The 16,008-nt window shown below is 68.4% G+C and carries 16 protein-coding genes; 7 read left to right on the top strand and 9 right to left on the bottom strand.

Annotated features, from left to right (window positions below; translation table 11 throughout):
* The 8 genes from kdpF to D9R14_RS08395 all read right to left on the bottom strand — a co-directional run bounded on the left by kdpF (position 1) and on the right by D9R14_RS08395 (position 8,005).
* Entirely contained in the window at positions 1-90 is a 90-nt protein-coding gene (gene kdpF, locus D9R14_RS08430; protein ID WP_121622877.1) for a K(+)-transporting ATPase subunit F, read from the bottom strand.
* 505 nt (positions 91-595) lie between these two features.
* Positions 596-1,303, bottom strand: a complete 708-nt coding sequence (locus tag D9R14_RS08425) for an ABC transporter ATP-binding protein (RefSeq protein ID WP_121622876.1) — start codon at positions 1,301-1,303, stop codon at positions 596-598.
* A complete protein-coding gene (locus D9R14_RS08420; protein ID WP_121622875.1) occupies positions 1,300-3,054 on the bottom strand; it encodes a branched-chain amino acid ABC transporter ATP-binding protein/permease in 1,755 nt (584 codons plus the stop codon). The genes D9R14_RS08425 and D9R14_RS08420 overlap by 4 nt, the downstream gene beginning before the upstream one ends.
* 10 nt (positions 3,055-3,064) lie before the next feature.
* Positions 3,065-3,961 carry a branched-chain amino acid ABC transporter permease gene (locus D9R14_RS08415; RefSeq protein WP_121622874.1) on the bottom strand — a complete coding sequence of 299 codons (897 nt, stop codon included), beginning with the start codon at positions 3,959-3,961 and terminating at the stop codon, positions 3,065-3,067.
* 127 nt (positions 3,962-4,088) lie between these two features.
* Entirely contained in the window at positions 4,089-4,454 is a 366-nt protein-coding gene (locus tag D9R14_RS08410) for a Zn-ribbon domain-containing OB-fold protein (RefSeq protein WP_121622873.1), read from the bottom strand.
* Between the two features lie 28 nt (positions 4,455-4,482).
* Complete coding sequence (locus tag D9R14_RS08405; protein ID WP_121622872.1) at positions 4,483-5,277, bottom strand: enoyl-CoA hydratase/isomerase family protein; 795 nt, start codon at positions 5,275-5,277, stop codon at positions 4,483-4,485.
* A gap of 32 nt (positions 5,278-5,309) precedes the next feature.
* Positions 5,310-6,473 carry a thiolase C-terminal domain-containing protein gene (locus D9R14_RS08400; RefSeq protein WP_121622871.1) on the bottom strand — a complete coding sequence of 388 codons (1,164 nt, stop codon included), beginning with the start codon at positions 6,471-6,473 and terminating at the stop codon, positions 5,310-5,312.
* A complete protein-coding gene (locus D9R14_RS08395; RefSeq protein ID WP_121622870.1) occupies positions 6,470-8,005 on the bottom strand; it encodes an AMP-binding protein in 1,536 nt (511 codons plus the stop codon). The genes D9R14_RS08400 and D9R14_RS08395 overlap by 4 nt, the downstream gene beginning before the upstream one ends.
* Positions 8,006-8,171: 166 nt before the next feature.
* Between D9R14_RS08395 and D9R14_RS08390 the strand changes: the two genes are divergently transcribed.
* Complete coding sequence (locus D9R14_RS08390) at positions 8,172-8,900, top strand: TetR/AcrR family transcriptional regulator (protein WP_121622869.1); 729 nt, start codon at positions 8,172-8,174, stop codon at positions 8,898-8,900.
* A 158-nt stretch (positions 8,901-9,058) separates the two neighbouring features.
* Here the strand turns inward: D9R14_RS08390 and D9R14_RS08385 are convergent, their stop codons facing one another.
* On the bottom strand, positions 9,059-10,216 hold the full coding sequence (locus D9R14_RS08385; protein WP_170168553.1) for an ABC transporter substrate-binding protein: 1,158 nt from the start codon (positions 10,214-10,216) through the stop codon (positions 9,059-9,061).
* 522 nt (positions 10,217-10,738) lie between these two features.
* Between D9R14_RS08385 and D9R14_RS08380 the strand changes: the two genes are divergently transcribed.
* The 6 genes from D9R14_RS08380 to D9R14_RS08355 all read left to right on the top strand — a co-directional run bounded on the left by D9R14_RS08380 (position 10,739) and on the right by D9R14_RS08355 (position 15,970).
* Positions 10,739-11,785 (top strand): extracellular solute-binding protein, encoded by a 1,047-nt coding sequence (locus tag D9R14_RS08380; protein ID WP_170168552.1) that lies wholly within the window; start codon positions 10,739-10,741, stop codon positions 11,783-11,785.
* Entirely contained in the window at positions 11,782-12,687 is a 906-nt protein-coding gene (locus D9R14_RS08375) for an ABC transporter permease (protein ID WP_170168551.1), read from the top strand. Before D9R14_RS08380 ends, D9R14_RS08375 begins: the two co-directional genes overlap by 4 nt.
* Positions 12,684-13,484, top strand: coding sequence for an ABC transporter permease (locus D9R14_RS08370; protein ID WP_121622865.1), 801 nt, complete (start codon positions 12,684-12,686; stop codon positions 13,482-13,484). Before D9R14_RS08375 ends, D9R14_RS08370 begins: the two co-directional genes overlap by 4 nt.
* Positions 13,481-14,572, top strand: coding sequence for an ABC transporter ATP-binding protein (locus D9R14_RS08365; RefSeq protein WP_121622864.1), 1,092 nt, complete (start codon positions 13,481-13,483; stop codon positions 14,570-14,572). The genes D9R14_RS08370 and D9R14_RS08365 overlap by 4 nt, the downstream gene beginning before the upstream one ends.
* Before the next feature lie 88 nt (positions 14,573-14,660).
* Positions 14,661-15,545 (top strand): fumarylacetoacetate hydrolase family protein, encoded by an 885-nt coding sequence (locus tag D9R14_RS08360; RefSeq protein WP_121622863.1) that lies wholly within the window; start codon positions 14,661-14,663, stop codon positions 15,543-15,545.
* Positions 15,546-15,562: 17 nt separating this feature from the next.
* The gene (locus D9R14_RS08355) at positions 15,563-15,970 is read left to right on the top strand and encodes a RidA family protein (RefSeq protein WP_121622862.1); all 408 of its coding nucleotides are present in this window, start codon (positions 15,563-15,565) and stop codon (positions 15,968-15,970) included.
* The last annotated feature ends 38 nt before the right edge of the window (positions 15,971-16,008 follow it).

Here is a 16,008-nt window from a genome sequence, read left to right as displayed (position 1 = left end):
CTAGAACAGCTCGGGGCGCAGCAGCGCCACGAGCAGGTAGGCGAACAGGACGACGGCCGTGACGAGGCCGATGGCGAGGTCGAACGACATGGCGCGCCTCCTACAGCCGGTCGGCGGCGTGGACGGCGAGGGACGCCAGGGCGAACAGCGCAAGCCCCCCGGCAAGGAAGGAAAGGTCGGCAATCATGACGAACTCCGGTTCTGACAGACCGGAGCTACGCCTCGCGCGCATAAAGCGGATAGGTGGATTGGCACGGACCGCATAAAGCGCGCGTAAGGCGGCGCCGCGGGCATCGTCGATGGGTGGCCGTGGCGCGAACTGCGGCCTGGAGAACGCTCAAGGGGGTTCTCACGGTTCAGCAAGCCGATGCGCCTGACGATGGGCCTGACAATGCCGGGCGTGGCCGGGGAGGGGCAAGCGGGAGCGCTGGGGCGGCGCATCTTCGCACGCCGAAGGGATCGCCCGGACGGCGCCGCCGCGGCCGAGTTCAGGCCGCGCTGCCGCCGTCTTCCGGAGCGCCGGCCAGCCCTCCCAATTGGTGGCAGAGAACACGCTGTCCGCTCCGCTTGCGGGGCAAGCCGAGCGGCGCGTGCTCTAGCCCAGATAGCTCTCGATCACCGCCCGGTCCTTCCGCAGGTCGCGGGCCGGTCCGCTGAGGGCGACCCGCCCGCGCTGCAGCACGTGGGCCTCGTCGGCGATGCTCAGCGCGAGCAGCGCGAGCTGCTCCACCAGCAGCACCGCGAGGCCGTCGTCGGCGAGGCCGCGCAGGGCCTTCAGGATGGTCGTCACCACCTGCGGCGCGAGGCCGAGGGAGGGCTCGTCCAGCAGCAGCACCTTCGGCCGCATCATCAGGGCGCGGCTGACCGCCAGCATCTGCTGTTCGCCGCCGGAGAGGTTGCCGCCGGGGATGTGCTGGCGCTCCTTGAGGACCGGGAAGCGCGCGAACTCCCGCTCCAGCCCCGCGGCGATCGCGTCCCGGTCGAGGCCGGCGACGCGGTCGGCGCCGATCACCAGATTGTCCCGCACCGAGAGGCCGGGGACGATCTGCCGGCCCTGCGGCACGTGCACGAGGCCGGCGCGGGCCAGCACATGGGGCTTGATGCCGGCGGTCGGCCGGCCGTCGAAGCGGATCGTCCCGGCATGCGGGGTGACGACATTGGAGAGTGTGCGCAGCAGCGTCGTCTTGCCCGCGCCATTGGCGCCGATCACCGTCACGAGGCGCCCCGGCTCAAGCCGCAGCGAGACGTCGTGGAGGATGTCCACCGCGCCGATGGCGACCTTGATGTTCTCCACCTCGATCATGCCGCGTCCTCCGCAGCGCCGAGATAGGCACGGATGACGTTCGGGTCCTTCTGCACCTCCGCCGGCGTGCCGCAGGCGATGCGGTTGCCGAAGTCGAGCACCGTCACCCGGTCGGCGAGGCCCATCACGAACTCCATGTTGTGCTCCACCAGGAGGACGCTGATGCCGGCGTCCCTCAGCTTCGCCACGATGCGGGCCACCTCGCGCGCCTCCTGCGGATTGACGCCCGCCACCGGCTCGTCCAGCAGCAGGATGGCCGGCTTCTGGGCGATGGCGCGCGCCAGCTCCACGAGCTTGCGGTGGCCGTAGGACAGGTCCTTGGGCCGCATGTCCGCCAGTTCGCCGATGCCGAGGAAGGCGAGGATGGCGGCGGCCTCCGCCCGCTCGCGTGCCTCATGGCCGGCGCCGCCGAGGAAGGCGAGCACGTCGCCGGCAAGGCTGCGCTGCCGCTCCATGCCCAGCATCACGTTCTCGATGACGCTCACGCTCTGGATCAGCTGCAGGTTCTGGAACGTGCGCACCAAGCCAAGGCGCGCGCGGCGGTGCGCCGGCAGGGAGGTGACGTCCGTGCCGCCGATGCGGATGCGGCCGGCGGTGGGCGCATAGAGGCCGGCGACCACGTTGATGAAGGTGGACTTGCCGGCGCCATTGGGGCCGATGAGGGCATGGATGGTGCCCGGTTCCACCGCGAGCGTCACGTCGCGCAGCGCCACGACGCCGGCATAGCTCTTGGTGACCCCCTCCACCTCAAGCCGCCCGCCGGCGCCGTCGCGCTCGGCGCGGTGCGGCTGGAACGCGGGCCCGCCCTGCGGCGCGGCGTGCGAGGGGGCGCGCCGGCGGCCGAGGAGCCCGATGGCGCCTTCGGGGAAGACCAGAAGGACGATCAGCAGGATGCCGCCATAGAGCATCAGGCCGATGTCGTGGACCGCGGCGATGGCCTCGGCGATGGCGATCAGGATCGCGGTGCCGAGCAGCGGGCCGGCCGAGCGCCCCAGCCCGCCGATGACGGTGGCGATGAGCAGCGAGATGGTGAGGCGGATGCTGAAGGCGTCGGACGAGACGAACCCGCTCTGGTGCGAGAACAGCATCCCCGCAAGCCCGGCGAGCGCCGCGCTCGCCGCGAACACGCCGAGCCGCCACAGAGGCACGTTGAGGCCCACCGTCGCGGCGAAGGATTCGCTCTCCTTCACCGCGTTCAGCCGGCGGCCGATGGACGAGCCGAACACATAGTCGCTGGCGATCTGCACGATCAGCAGCAGGCCGGCGGCGAACCAGAAGAAATAGGTCGGCCCCATGCGGAAATTGCCGAAGTCGATCTGCGGCACGCCCATGATGCCCATGGTGCCGCCGGTGACGCTGATCCAGCGCTGGGCGATGATCTCGACGATGAAGCCGAAGGCCAGGGTCGCCATGGCGAGATAGAGCCCGCGCGTGCGCAGCGCCACCGCCCCCACCAGGACGCCAGTGACGAGGCTCGCGCCGAGCGCCGCCGCCATGGAGAGCGTCAGCGGCCAGCCATAGGTGGTGGCGAGGATGGCGGAGGCATAGGCCCCCACCGCATAGAAGCCGCCGTGGCCGAGCGACATCTGTCCCGACAGGCCGAGCAGGATGTTGAGGCCGATCACCGCGATCGCGGTGTAGGCGAACGTCTGTCCCACATGCACGAAGAAGGGGTTCGGCGCGAGGAACGGAAAGGCAGCGATCACGCCGGCGGCGAGGGCATAGGCCAGGAGGCGGGGAATGCGTGGCATCTCGGTCTCCTCAGCGCACGTCGGCGCGCCGCTCGCCGAACAGCCCGGAGGGGCGGAAGGCGAGGAGGGCCATGACGAACAGGAGCGGATAGAGATCGCCGAAGGCGCTGTCCCAATAGTTCGAGAACGCCTCGGCGACGCCGAACAGGAGGCCGCCGACGAGAATGCCGACCGGGTTGGTGAACCCGCCGACCGCCGCCACCGCCAGCGCCTTGATGGTGAAGATCAGTCCCATGTGGGGATGCACGGAGACCAGCGGCCCCACCAGCACGCCGGAGATGCCCGCCATCAGGGCGGCCAGCACGAACACCAGCACGACGACGCCGCGCACATCGATGCCGAACAGGGAGGCCGCCTCGGGATTGAAGGCGACCGCGTAGACGGCCTTGCCCCAGCGCGTGCCGAACAGGAACCAGTAGAAGGCGCCGACGATGAGGAAGGCGGCGATGATGATCGCCGCCTCCTCGAAGAAGATGCCGACGCCGAGGATGTTGATGACGTTGTCGCGGGTCTTGGAGAACAGCGGCGGCGCGTACTGCGCCGACTTGCCGAAGCCCAGCTCGACGATGTTCTGAAGGATCAGCGCCGCGCCGGCGGTGGTGAGGACCCAGGAATAGGCGCCGGCGCGGTCGCCCAGCCGGTCCAGCGGGCGGATGGCGAACCGCTCCAGCAGATAGCCGAGCACCCCCATGAGGACCAGGACGCCGAGCACGGCGAGAGGCGCCGGAACCCCGGCCGCGAGCATGCCGATGGAGGCGAAGGCGCCCACCATCAGGAAGTCGCCCTGGCCGAAGTTCAGCCGATGGGTGGCGAGATGGGTGATGAACAGGCCCTTGGCCGTGATCGTGTAGATGGCGCCCATGGCGATGCCGCTCACCAGGAGCTGGAAGAAGTTGACCAGCGTCACGGCGCACCTGCCGGGCGTCGCGAAGGCCGAGGCTTGGACATGGTCGAACTCTCGGGCGAATTCATCGGCGGTGTTTCCCTTGAAAGGCTGTTCCGACCGGTCTTGCGCCGGCCTCTTTTCGGTCGGGTCAAAGGTCCTCAGGTTCGGGCGCGAACAGAGCCATGCCTGCCGTGCCGCCGCTGAGGCGCATGCGGGCGCCGAGCGCGGGCGCCCCGGCTTCGTCGTTGGGCACCTCGGCGAGGCGCCCGGTCAGGCGCACGCCGCAGTCGAGATCGACCACCGCGACCGCATAGGGGCCGTCCGCCTGGAAGCGCGAGGGCGGGCGGCGCACCAGCGTCCAGGAGACGAGCACGCCGCGGCCCGCAACGGCAACCTGTTCCATGCGCGGGCTGAAGCAGGTGGGGCAAAGCTCGCGCGGACCCGGATCGAGCTGGCCGCACGCGGCGCAGCGCAGGATCTCCACGTCGGGCGGGTTGGAAAACGGCAAGGTCATGGAACGGCGGGATCCTGGTGGTGGGCGCTCAGCGCCCCTGGAAGTCGGCTTCGCGCTTCTCGCGAAATGCGGTGGTGCCCTCGACGATGTCCTGGCTCTGGCCAAGGTCGAAGAAGGAGCGGGATTCGAGCCGCAGCGCCTCGCCCATGGGCATGCCGACGGCGCGGCGCATCACCTCCTTGGCGAAGCGGTGGGACAGCGGCGAGCGCTTGGCCAGCATCTGCGCATAGTCGAGCGTGAAGCCGACCAGTTCCTCCGCCGGCACGACGCGGTTGACGAGGCCGATGCGGAACGCGTGCTCGGCATTCACCCGCTCGCCCGAGAGGATGATCTCCATGGCATGGCCGAGCCCGACGATCTGCGGCAGGCGGATCAGGCCGCCATCGCAGGCGTGGAAGCCCCATTTGGCGTCCTGCAAGGCGAACTCCGCATTGGGCGCGCAGAACCGCAGGTCGCAGGCGAGCGCCAGCTCGAACCCGCCGGAGATGGCGAAGCCGTTCACCGCGGCGAGGATCGGCTTGTCGATCTCCACCGAGCGCGTGATGCCGCCGAAGCCCGGCCCGTTGGTGTAGCGGGTGCGGAATTCCGGCGCCGGCGTGCGGGCGAAGTTCACCGTGTAGGACTTGAGGTCCGCTCCGGCGCAGAAGGCCTTGTCGCCCGCCCCCGTGACCACCGCCACATGGGCGCTGTCGTCGCGGTCGAAGTCGCGGAACACCTCCACCAGGTCATCGTTGGCGGCGAAGTCGAGGGAGTTCATGACCGACGGACGGTCGATGGTGATGAGCCAGACCTTGCCGTGGCGGTCGCAGCGAATATCGCCCATGAATCTGTTCCGATGCTGGGTGGCGCGACCGATCAGGCGTCGGTGGCGCGCAGGATGTTGACGGTGCAGGCGACGCCGGTGCCGCCGAGATTGTGGGTGAGGGCGATCCGCGCGCCCTGCACCTGGTTGGGGTGGGTGCCGCGCAGCTGGAGCACGCTCTCATAGATCTGGCCGAGACCGGTGGCGCCCACCGGATGGCCCTTGGCGAGCAGTCCGCCGCTGGCATTGATCGGCCTGTCGCCCCCCACCGCGGTGCGCCCCTCCGCGGCATAGGCGGCGCCGGCGCCGCGCGGCATCAGGCCGAGGTCCTCGGCGTCGATGATCTCGGCGATGGAGAAGCAGTCGTGCAGCTCCACGCAGCTCACGTCTTCGGCGGTGATCCCCGCCTGCGCATAGGCGCCGTGCGCGGCGGCGACCGTCGCCTCGAAGGTGCACAGGTCCGGATGGCCGGCGATGCGGGCGCTGCCGCGCGCCTGGGCCGAGGCGAGCACCTCGACCGGCGCCGGCGCGATGTCGCGCAGGCGGTCGGCGCTGACCAGCAGCACCGCCGCCGCGCCGTCGCTCGCCGGGCAGCAGTCATACAGGCGAAGCGGGTCGCAGATGAGCCGGGCCGCGCCGATCTCCTCCGTGGTGAGGTCCGCGCCCATCTGGGCGAGCGGATTCTTGAGGCCGTTGCCCTTGTTCTTGCGCACCACGGCGGAGATGTCGTCGCGGGTGGCGCCGTAGCGATCCTCGTAGAGCCGCCAGGCGAGGCCGAACAGGCCGGGGAAGGTGAGCCCGCTGACGCCGTCGCTGCGGAAGTCCATGGCGCAGTTGAGCGCAGAGGTCACGGCCGCGGTGTCGGCGTGGGTCATCTTCTCCGCCCCCACGGCCAGGGCCATGTCGCACATGCCGGTCGCCACCGCCAGGAAGGCATGGCGGAACGCGATGCCGCCCGAGGCGCAGGCGCCCTCCACCTTGGTGCAGGGGATCTGCGGCAGGCCGAGCCCGTCCGCCACCAGCCCCGCCAGCACCTCCTGGCCCAGCAGCGGGCCGGCGACGAAATTGCCGAGATAGAGCGCGCCGATATCGCCTCGGTCGAGGCCGGATTCGCGGATCGCGGCATCGGCGGCGCGGATGGCGAGGGATTCGATCGCGGTGCCGGGATGGCGGCCGAACGCAGTGGAGCCGATGCCGGCGACGAAGACGGGCCTCATGAGGCTTCTCCCTTCTCTTCGGCAAGCCGGCGGCGCAGCTCGGTCTTGAGGATCTTGCCGTAATTGTTCTTGGGCAGTGCCGCCTCGAAGCGGTAGCGCTTCGGCCGCTTGAAGCGGGCGATGTTGTCGAGGCAGAGCTGGTCGAGTTCGGTTTCCGCGACGCTGGCGCCGGGCCGCACGGCGACGAACGCCACCACTTCCTCGCCCCAGTCGGGGTGCGGCGCGCCGATCACCGAGGCTTCGAGCACCCCCGCATGGCGCAGCAGGACCTCCTCCACCTCGCGCGGATAGATGTTGCTGCCGCCCGAGATGATGAGGTCCTTGGAGCGGTCGCGCAGCGTGAGGCAGCCCTTGGCATCGAGGCTGCCGACGTCGCCGGTATAGAGCCAGCCGTCACGCAAGGCGGCCGCGGTGCCGTCGGGGTTGTTCCAGTAGCCTTCCATCACGCAGTCGCTGCGGGTGATGACCTCGCCGATCTCGCCGGCCGGCAGGTCGCGGCCCACCTCGTCCACCACGCGCACCTCCTGGCCGGAGCGCGGATAGCCGACCGATCCGAGCACCTCGTCCGCGGCGGGAGCGCCGTCCGCACCCAGATGCATCGCCTTGGGCAAGGCGGTGATGGTCATGGGCGTCTCGCCCTGGCCGAAAATCTGGCACAGCTTGGGGCCGATGAGGCGCAAGGCCTGCTTGAGGTCGGCGACGTACATGGGCGCGCCGCCATAATAGATGGTCTTCAGGTTGGTGAAGTCCGCGGTGAGCGCCGCCGGGTGGTTCACCAGCCGCGTCAGCATGGTGGGCGCCGCGAACAGGCTGACCTTGCCGTACCGGGCGATGGCGGCCAGAACGTCTTCGACGTCGAAGCCCGGCAGCACCACCTGCCGGCCGCCCTTCAGGAGGAAGGGCAGGCTGTAGAGCCCGGCACCGTGGGAGACCGGCGCGCAGGTGACGTGGGTGTCGTCCGCGTCGACGGCGTCGATGTCCGCATAATAGGCCAGGCTCATCGCAAGGAGGTTGCGGTGGCTGAGCATGGCTCCCTTGGGTTTGCCCGTGGTGCCGGAGGTGTAGAACAGCCACGCGCGGTCGGTCGGGGCGGCATCGGTGCAGGCGATGGGCGCGGCGCCGGCGAGGTGGGCGTAGTCGCGGGTCCCGGTCGAAACCAGCGCGCGCAGCGGCGGCAAGGCGCCGGCTTCGGCCGCGAGCGGGCCGAACAGGCCGGGCGTGGTCACGAGGAGCTCGGCCCCGGAATCGGCGGCGATGCCGGCGACCTCGCGGGGATGCAGCTTGGCGTTGACCGGCACGGCGCACAGCCCGGCGATCCAGCACCCCAGCAGGCATTCGAAGAAGGCCCCGGTGTTCTCCATGTAGAGCACCACGCGGGCGCCGGGCGGAAGGCCGGCCGCCCTGAAGCCGCCGGCAAGGCGGGCTGAGCGCTCGGCGAAGGCCGCATAGGTGAGGGTGCCGTCGGCGTCGGTGACCGCTGGATTGTCCGGCAGACGCCGGGCGGTCTGCAGGATGAGCGTGGCAATGCTCATTGGGCTTCCTACCAATTAGTAGTTATATTTACTTGAAAGTCAGGCTAGCTGTTTTCGTGGTTTTGTGCAAGCATGTCTGTCCGTTTTTCGCTACCCAATCCCGCGCCTCGACACGTCCCTTCGGTCAGGTCCGGCCTTCGATCGTCCCAAGCAGGATGCGCCGTTCATGAGTGACACCTCCTCCGGCACGGCGAGCCGCGCCCCCGCACCCGGACGGGCAGCGTTCGACCGCGACGAGCAGCGGCGCCGCAAGCGGGAGGCGGTGCTTCGCGTGGCCGCCTCCGCCTTCAATCGCCGCGGCTTTGCCAACACGTCGATGGACGACGTGGCGTCCGTGCTCGGCGTGTCGAAGCCGACGCTCTACCAGTATTTCAAGAGCAAGCAGGAACTGCTCTACGCCTGCCATCAGGTGGCGATGGACAATGGCGAGGCAGGTCTTGCTTTGGCCGCCGCCCATGACGGCACCGGCCTCGAAAAGCTCATCATCTATCTGCGGCGCTACATGGAAGGCATCTTCGGCGATCTCGGCAACTGCCCGGTGCTGACCGACGTCGACTCCCTCATGCCGGATGATCGCGCGATGGTGGTCGCGCGCCGCAAGCGCATCAGTGCCGCCACCAAGGAACTGATCACCTTGGGCGTGGCGGACGGTTCCATCGGCTCCTGCGATCCCAAGCTCGCCAGCCTGTTCGCCCTCGGCGTCGTGAACTGGATTCCCGCCTGGTACCGGGACTCCGGACCCAACACCCCCGAGGAGATCATGGAGAGCTTTGCCGCTCTGCTGATCTCCGGGCTTGCGGCTCCCGCGGCCTCCCAGCCGCGGGCGGCGAAATCCCGGCCCTCCGGGGCCGGGACGTCGAAGGCCGGGCGCGCCAAGGCGAAGCCGCAGGCCTGAGGCCTCTTGGGAAGTGCCAAGTTCGGCGCCCTTCATGGCGCCGCTCGTCCACGCTGGCCGCCATGGCCGGGCCGGGGCCCGATCTTGGGTTTCCGCGCGGGCTCTGAGGGCGCCGTCGTCCGCGCGGTCGGCCGGGCTTGCGCCCGGCCGCTTCGGCGCTACTTCGGCGCCGGCACCACGGTGTCGCCCTTCCAGATGCCGAGGAAGATGTCGCCCTGGCCGAGGCATTCATGGTCGGTGGGGCTGAAGGGCTTCGCCGGTGTGGCGGAGACCGCCTGCACATTGTCGATGGCCTCGATGGCGTCGCGCAGCTTTGCGGGATCCGACGCGCCCACCTTGTCCACGGCGGCGAACATGATCTGCCCTGCGTCGTATCCGAGCGCGGCCACCACCGGCCAGCGGTAGTCCTTGCCGTACTTCTCGGTCATGCGCTTGTTGAAGGTCTGCGCCTTGGGGTCGGACAGGTCCAGCGCCTGGCCCATGGCGGTGCCCTGGATCGCCTCGACGCCGACGATGTCCTTCACCTTCAGCGAGGACAGCCCCCAATTGCCCGCGAAGACGGGCTTGTAGTCGAGCCGCGGCAGCGGGCGGTAGGGCAGCTCGAACGATTCGTGGAAGTGCAGGATCAGCTCGACGCCCGCGTCGCGCATCTTGATCATCTGCGGCGTCAGGTCGTTGACGCCAGGCGCGGCGGCTTCCACGGCTGCGAGCGTGACGCCGCGTGCCTTGAGGCCCGCGGTGGCCTCCTGGGCCGCGAAGTTGCCGTAGCCGGTGGTGGAGTGGAGCAGGCCGATCTTCTTGTAATTCTTCACCGCCCAGTCGAGGATCGCGTCGATCTGGTACTTCTCGATCATCGAGCAGCGGAAGATGAAGCTGGGCTTCTGGTCGATGAACTTGGTGGTGATGTCGGTGGCCGCGGAGGGGCCGGCGATGAGCGGCACGCCCGCGCGCTGGAGCACCGGGGCGAAGGCCATCACGTTGCCGCTGGAGACGGTGCCGATGACGCCGGCGACGCCGTCGTTCTGGATCAGGCGCTGGACCACGGAGACCGCGCGCTGCGGGTTCGCCTCGTCGTCATAGATGACGAGCTCGATGGGCGTCTTGCCCCCCTTGGCCTTGTAGTCCTCGAGCGCGAGCTTGATGCCCTGGAGGTAGCTCTCGCCGAAATCGACGATCGCCGGCGGCCCGCTGAGGCCTTCCACCACGCCGATCTTCACCGGTGCCTGCGCCAGTGCCGCGCCGTGGGGCGCGAGCGCCGCCAGCGCCATGCCGACACCGGCGACAAGGGTCCGGCTTCCCGTTCTGCACCATGCCATGTCTTTTCCTCCCACCATGCTCTTCGGTTCTGCCGGCATATGCCGACAAAACTCATGAGTAAGTTTTATATGCTTTTTAGTAGGGGTAGCGGATCGGCTGCGTCTCCGCAAGGGGCGTTGGGGCGCCCGCCGCTGGCGGCATCCTCAGGCGCAGGGCCTGGCCGGCACCGCCCGCGGCTGGGCAGGCAGTGCCTCGATCATGAGCAGCCGTTGCCAGCCGGCGAGGCCAGAAAGGCCGCGGCTCCCTGGTGTGCGGGCCAGTGGTCGGGACCCATCGCCGGGAGCGCGCGCGTCGATCGGATCGCACCCCTGGCTTTCCAGGCAGCGCCTGCCTGACGCGAGACGGCTTGTCGCGAGACGGCTTGGCGCGAGACGACTTGGCGCGGCCGTTGCAGCAGCCATGCCGGGGCGACATTTAGGATGCATGGCCCGCAGAAAAAAGCGCCGACCCTCTGGAGATTGTATCCAGAATGTGGTGTCTTAAGCGTTATAAATAAACATCAACAACCAGAGGGTTTAAAAATGAAGGTATCACGTCGCTCGTTCATGGCCGGCGCCGCGGCGGCCGGTGCGCTGGCCACGCGTCCCAGCCTGGTGATGGCGCAGGACAAGACGCTGATCGTCACCAGCCTCGGCGGCCGGTGGGAGCAGTCCATCCGCACGCACTTCGCGCCTCTGTTCACCAAGAGGACCGGATACGAGGTGAAGATCGTCTCCGGCGGTCCGGCGCAATGGACGGCGCAGATCGAGGGGCAGCCCTCCAATCCGCCGCTGAACGCGGTAGACAACAGCGAGCTCCTCGCCCAGTCGCTGATGGACAAGGGACTGGTGCTGAAGCTCACCCCGGAACTGGTGCCGAACCTCAAGGACGTGCCGGCGCAATTCTATGAGCCCTGGGATTCTTTCGGCGTTTCGTACCAGTACGGCGCCTCCGGCGTCTTCTTCAACAAGACCAAGATCACGCAGGCGCCGCAGAGCTGGCCCGAGTTCCTCGAGCGTGCCGGCAAGGGCGAATTCGGACGCAACGTCACCCTGCCGGACATCTCCTATGCCTGGACTCCGGAGCTGGTCTGGCATCTGGCTTCGACCATGGGCGGCAGCCTGGACAACCTCGACCCGGCCTTCGAGGCCCTGCGCAAGGTGAAGCCCTACATCACCAAGTTCTGGGCCACCGCAATCGAGGCCGAGCGCCTGGCGTTGTCGCGCGAGGCGGACATCGGCTGGCTCTGGGACGGCCGCGTCTATGCGATGATGGATTCGGGGGCGCAGTTCCTGGACTTCCGCCGCCTGAAGCCCACGTCGCTGTTTTCGCTGGTTCCGGCCCAGGTGGTGAAGACCGACAAGAGCGCGGTGGCGTTCGAATGGGTCAACACCCTGCTCGATCCTGCGCCGCTGCTGGATTACTACAAGACGATCCAGTACACGCCGACCAATCGGAAGGTGGTGTTCCCGGAGGCCTCGGCGGCGCGCATCATGCCGGCTTCCGAAGGCGTGATCCCGAACCTGCGCGGTCTCGCGAAGGTCACCCCCTCCATCATCGAGCGTTGGAACGCGGAGATCCGCGGATGAGCACGGCGACCGGAGCCAGTCAGGCTGCCGTCGCTTCCCGCAGGCCAAGGTTCCGTGCGCAGCGGCATGCCCTTCTGGGCATGCCGCTCGCCGGCCTCATGCTGGTGGGATACGTGCTGCCGCTCGTCCTGGTGCTTGGCGTGAGCCTCGGCGACGGCACGGGCCAGCGGCCCTTCGCGTCGGGTCTGTCCATCGCCAAGTACGTGGCGCAGTTCCAGTCGCCCTATGTCTGGCGCGTCATCGTCTTCACGCTCGTCGTGAGCGCGGCGATCGCGGTCTTCAACGCGCTTCTGGCCTATCCGATGGCCCTCTTCCTCGCCCGCAGCCGGTCGCGCTGGCGCGGGCTCGCCTTCCTGGTCTCCTTCACGCCGCTCGCGGTGGGCATGAACATGCTAACCATCGGCTGGCTGATCATGCTCGGCAAGACCGGCGTCATCAATGCGGTGCTGCAGGGGCTCGGCATCACCAATGAGCCCGTGTCGCTGGTCTATGGCGTGACGGCGGTGGCGATCGGCCTGGTGCATGTGAGCTTCACCTTCATGCTCCTGCCGATCGAGAGCGTCCTGCGCGGCATCGACCCGCTGCTTGAGCGCGCTGCCCGCAGCCTCGGCGCCTCGCCGGCGCGGGCCTTCGCCACGGTCACCCTGCCGCTCAGCCTTGAGGGCGTGGCCGCCGGCATGCTGATCGTGTTCATGCAGAGCTGCGGCGCCTTCGTCATTCCGCTCTTTCTCGGCGGCACCGGGACGGTGATGCTGCCGGTGGCAATCTGGGAGCAGATGACGGTCGCCAACGACTGGCCGGCCGGTGCGGTGCTCGCCATTACGCTGACCGCGCTCGCGCTGGCCGTGCTCGCAATCCAGCTGCGCTTTTTCAATCCTTTGCGGGGCGCTGGGCAGCCATGAGCACGCGCGCGCGGCGGGACTGGGGTGGCAGGATTCTCGGCGCATATGCGCTCGTCTTGTCGCTGGTCCTCATCTTTCCGCTGTTCATCGTGCTGGTCGCCTCGTTCGATTCGGCCGAATACATCAGCTTCCCGCCCAGCGGCTTCACGCTGAGGTGGTATTCGGCCGTCTGGGCCAATCCCACCTTCGCGACGTCGTTCCAGAACAGCCTGATCGTCGCGTTCGTCTCCACCGGCATCGCGCTCCTGGTGGGCGTGCCGGCGGCGATGCTGATCGTGCGCCGCCGCTTCCCCGGGCGCGAGCTGCTCTACGCGCTCTGCCTGTCGTCGCTCACCGTGCCCTGGATCGTGTTCGGCGTGGCGCTCCTGCTGCTGTGGAACTGGTTCGGCCTCGGCCTGTCCATCTGGACGCTGATCTTCGGCCACTCGGTGATCGGCGCGCCCTACGTGCTGCGCACTTCGGTGGCCGTGCTGGCGGGCCTGCCGACGGTTTACGAGCAGGCGGCGCGAAGCCTCGGAGCTTCTCCGCTCCGGGCCTTCGTGACGGTGACGCTGCCTCTGATGGCCCCCGGCGTGCGCGCCGGCGCGGCGTTCACCTTCATCGTCTCGATCGTGAACATCCCGATCTCTCTGTTTGTCACGACCTCCGACAACATCACCATGCCCGTCGCGGTGTTCAACTACATGCAGTACAATTTCGACCCCAGCGTCGCTGCCTTTTCCATCGTCCAGCTGCTCGTGATCGCCGTCTTCGTGACCTTTGCCGTGCGCGCGGCAAACCAGGGAGGCGTCTCGTGAACGTTCCAGGCCTGCAGCTCGCCCGCGTCAGCAAGATCTTCGGCAGCTCGGTCGCGGTGGATCGGCTCGATCTCGACATCGCCGAAGGCGAATTCATCTCCCTGCTCGGTCCCAGCGGCTGCGGCAAGACCACCACATTGATGATGGTGGCGGGCTTCGAGGACGTCAGCGAAGGCTCGATCAGAATCCGCGGCCGGCATGTGGAGAACCTCGCGCCGGAACACCGCCGGATCGGCATGATGTTCCAGGCCTATGCGCTGTTCCCGCACATGAACGTGGCCGCCAATGTCGGGTACGGGCTCAAGATGCGCGGCGTCGCCAAGGTGGAGCGCGAGGCCAGGGTGAAGCGCGCCCTCGCAATGGTCCATATGGAGGCGTTCGCCGACCGCTCTCCCCGCAGCCTCAGCGGCGGGCAGCAGCAGCGCATCGCCCTGGCTCGGGCGCTCGTCGTGGAGCCAGACATTCTGCTTCTGGATGAACCGTTCAGTGCACTGGACCGAGAGCTGAGGGAGGAGCTTCAGCACGAGGTGCGTCGGCTGCAGCAGGAGCTCGGCATCACCACCGTGTTCGTGACCCACGACCAGGAAGAGGCGCTGCTGATGTCGGACCGGGTTGCCGTGATGTGCGCCGGGCGGGTGGAGCAGTGCGCCGCGCCGGCGGAACTCTACGCCCGCCCTGCCACGCCCTTCGTCGCCCGCTTCATCGGCCGTGGCACGCTTACCGAGGCGGCCGTCCTGGAGGCAGGCGCCAACCATTGCCGGCTCTCCTGCCTCGGCAGGGAGGTCCAGGTCCCGCGGCCGCTGCCCGTCGCCGCGCAGAAGACCGCGAACGTGTTCTTCCGGCCTGAGGACGCCACCCTGCGCACGTCGCCGGAAGGAGCGGGAGCGGGGCTGAGCTTCGAGGCCCGGCTGGAGGCCGTGTATTTTCACGGCGCGTCAAGCCTTGCCGAGCTTGCGATCATCCCCAGCGGGGAACGGGCGTTCGTGGATTGCACCGCGCTCAGCCGACACGCCGCTCTCACGACGGGCGAGACCTTCACCGTCGATGTTCCCGCGGACCGGATCCACCTCGTCCCGCTCAAGCCCTGAGTTCCGCGCGCCAGGCTGGCGCGGCGGCGCGTGCGCGTCCCTCAGGGTCGCCGTCTGACCAGAACACAAGACAAACAAGGACAGAGTTATGAGGCTCGCTACGTTTAGAGATGACGGCCGGGAGGGCGTCGCGCTGGTGCAGGGGGAGGGCGGGTTCATCGACCTGACCGCCGCCGGCCTCGCCGCCGACATGATCGATCTCATCACCAACTTCGCCGACCGCCGGGCGAGGATCGCCGAACTCGGCGCCGGGGGCAGTCATGTGCGCCCGGCCGCAGGCGCGACCATCCTTGCCCCGATCCCGCGCCCGCCTCGCAACATCTTCTGCGTGGGCAAGAACTACCGCGAGCATGCCGCCGAATTCGGCGGCAGCGGGTTCGATTCGGGGGCCGTCGGCGGCAGCGAGATTCCCGAATATCCGATCTTCTTCAGCAAGCCGCCGTCGTCCGTGATCGGTCCTGAAGAGGCCATCCGCTCCGACCTCGATCCTTACGACTCGGTCGACTACGAGGCGGAACTGGCGGTGGTCATCGGCCGCGGCGGGCGGGTGGCGGAGGGAGACGATCCCATGGGTTTCGTCTTCGGCTACACGCTGCTCAACGACGTGACCTCCCGCGAGCTTCAGCGCCGGCACAAGCAGTGGCTGCTCGGCAAGGGCATCGACACCTTCGCCCCCATGGGCCCGGTCATCGTCACCGCCGACGAGATGAGCGACCTGGCGACGCCCGGCATCCGCACGTTCGTCAATGGCGAGAAGCGGCAGGAGTCTCGCCTGCGCGACCTGATCTTCGACATCCCGACCCTGGTCCGGACCGTCGGCCGCTCGATCACGCTCGAGCCCGGCGACGTGATCGCGACCGGCACGCCCGCCGGCGTGGGGATCGGCTTCAAGCCGCCGCGCTACCTGCACGCCGGCGACATCGTCCGCATCGAGGTCGACGGCATCGGCAGCCTCGAAAATCCGATCTCCTAGCCCCCTGAGAGGAAACAATGGCTGACATATCGATCTATAACCCCACCGATCTCGGCACGCCGATGGGTCAATACACCCATGTCACGCGCGTGAAGGCGTCGGAGTTTCTGTTCATCGCCGGCATGCTGTCCGGCGATTCCCAGGACAACATCGTCGGCGAGGGCGACTTCAACGCCCAGTGCACCCAGGTGTTCAAGAACGTCGAGGCCGCCCTGCGCTCGGCCGGGGCCGACTGGAGCAACGTGGTTCAGTTCACGACCTATCTGGTCCACTCCCAGGACATCCCGAAGTTCATGGACTTCCGCACCCGTGAATTCCCCAAGATGTTTCCGGATGGAAAGTATCCGCCGAACACCTTGCTCATGGTGGATCGCCTCGTGAAGGAGCCGTTCCTGGTGGAAGTGCAGACCATCGCCGCGCTCTGAGCGTCGGCGCATCCGGCCGCCTGGGCGCTTCGGGCATC

The organism is Xanthobacter tagetidis (assembly GCF_003667445.1).
Lineage (GTDB): Bacteria > Pseudomonadota > Alphaproteobacteria > Rhizobiales > Xanthobacteraceae > Xanthobacter > Xanthobacter tagetidis.
This window is presented reverse-complemented; position numbering and strand designations above follow the sequence as displayed.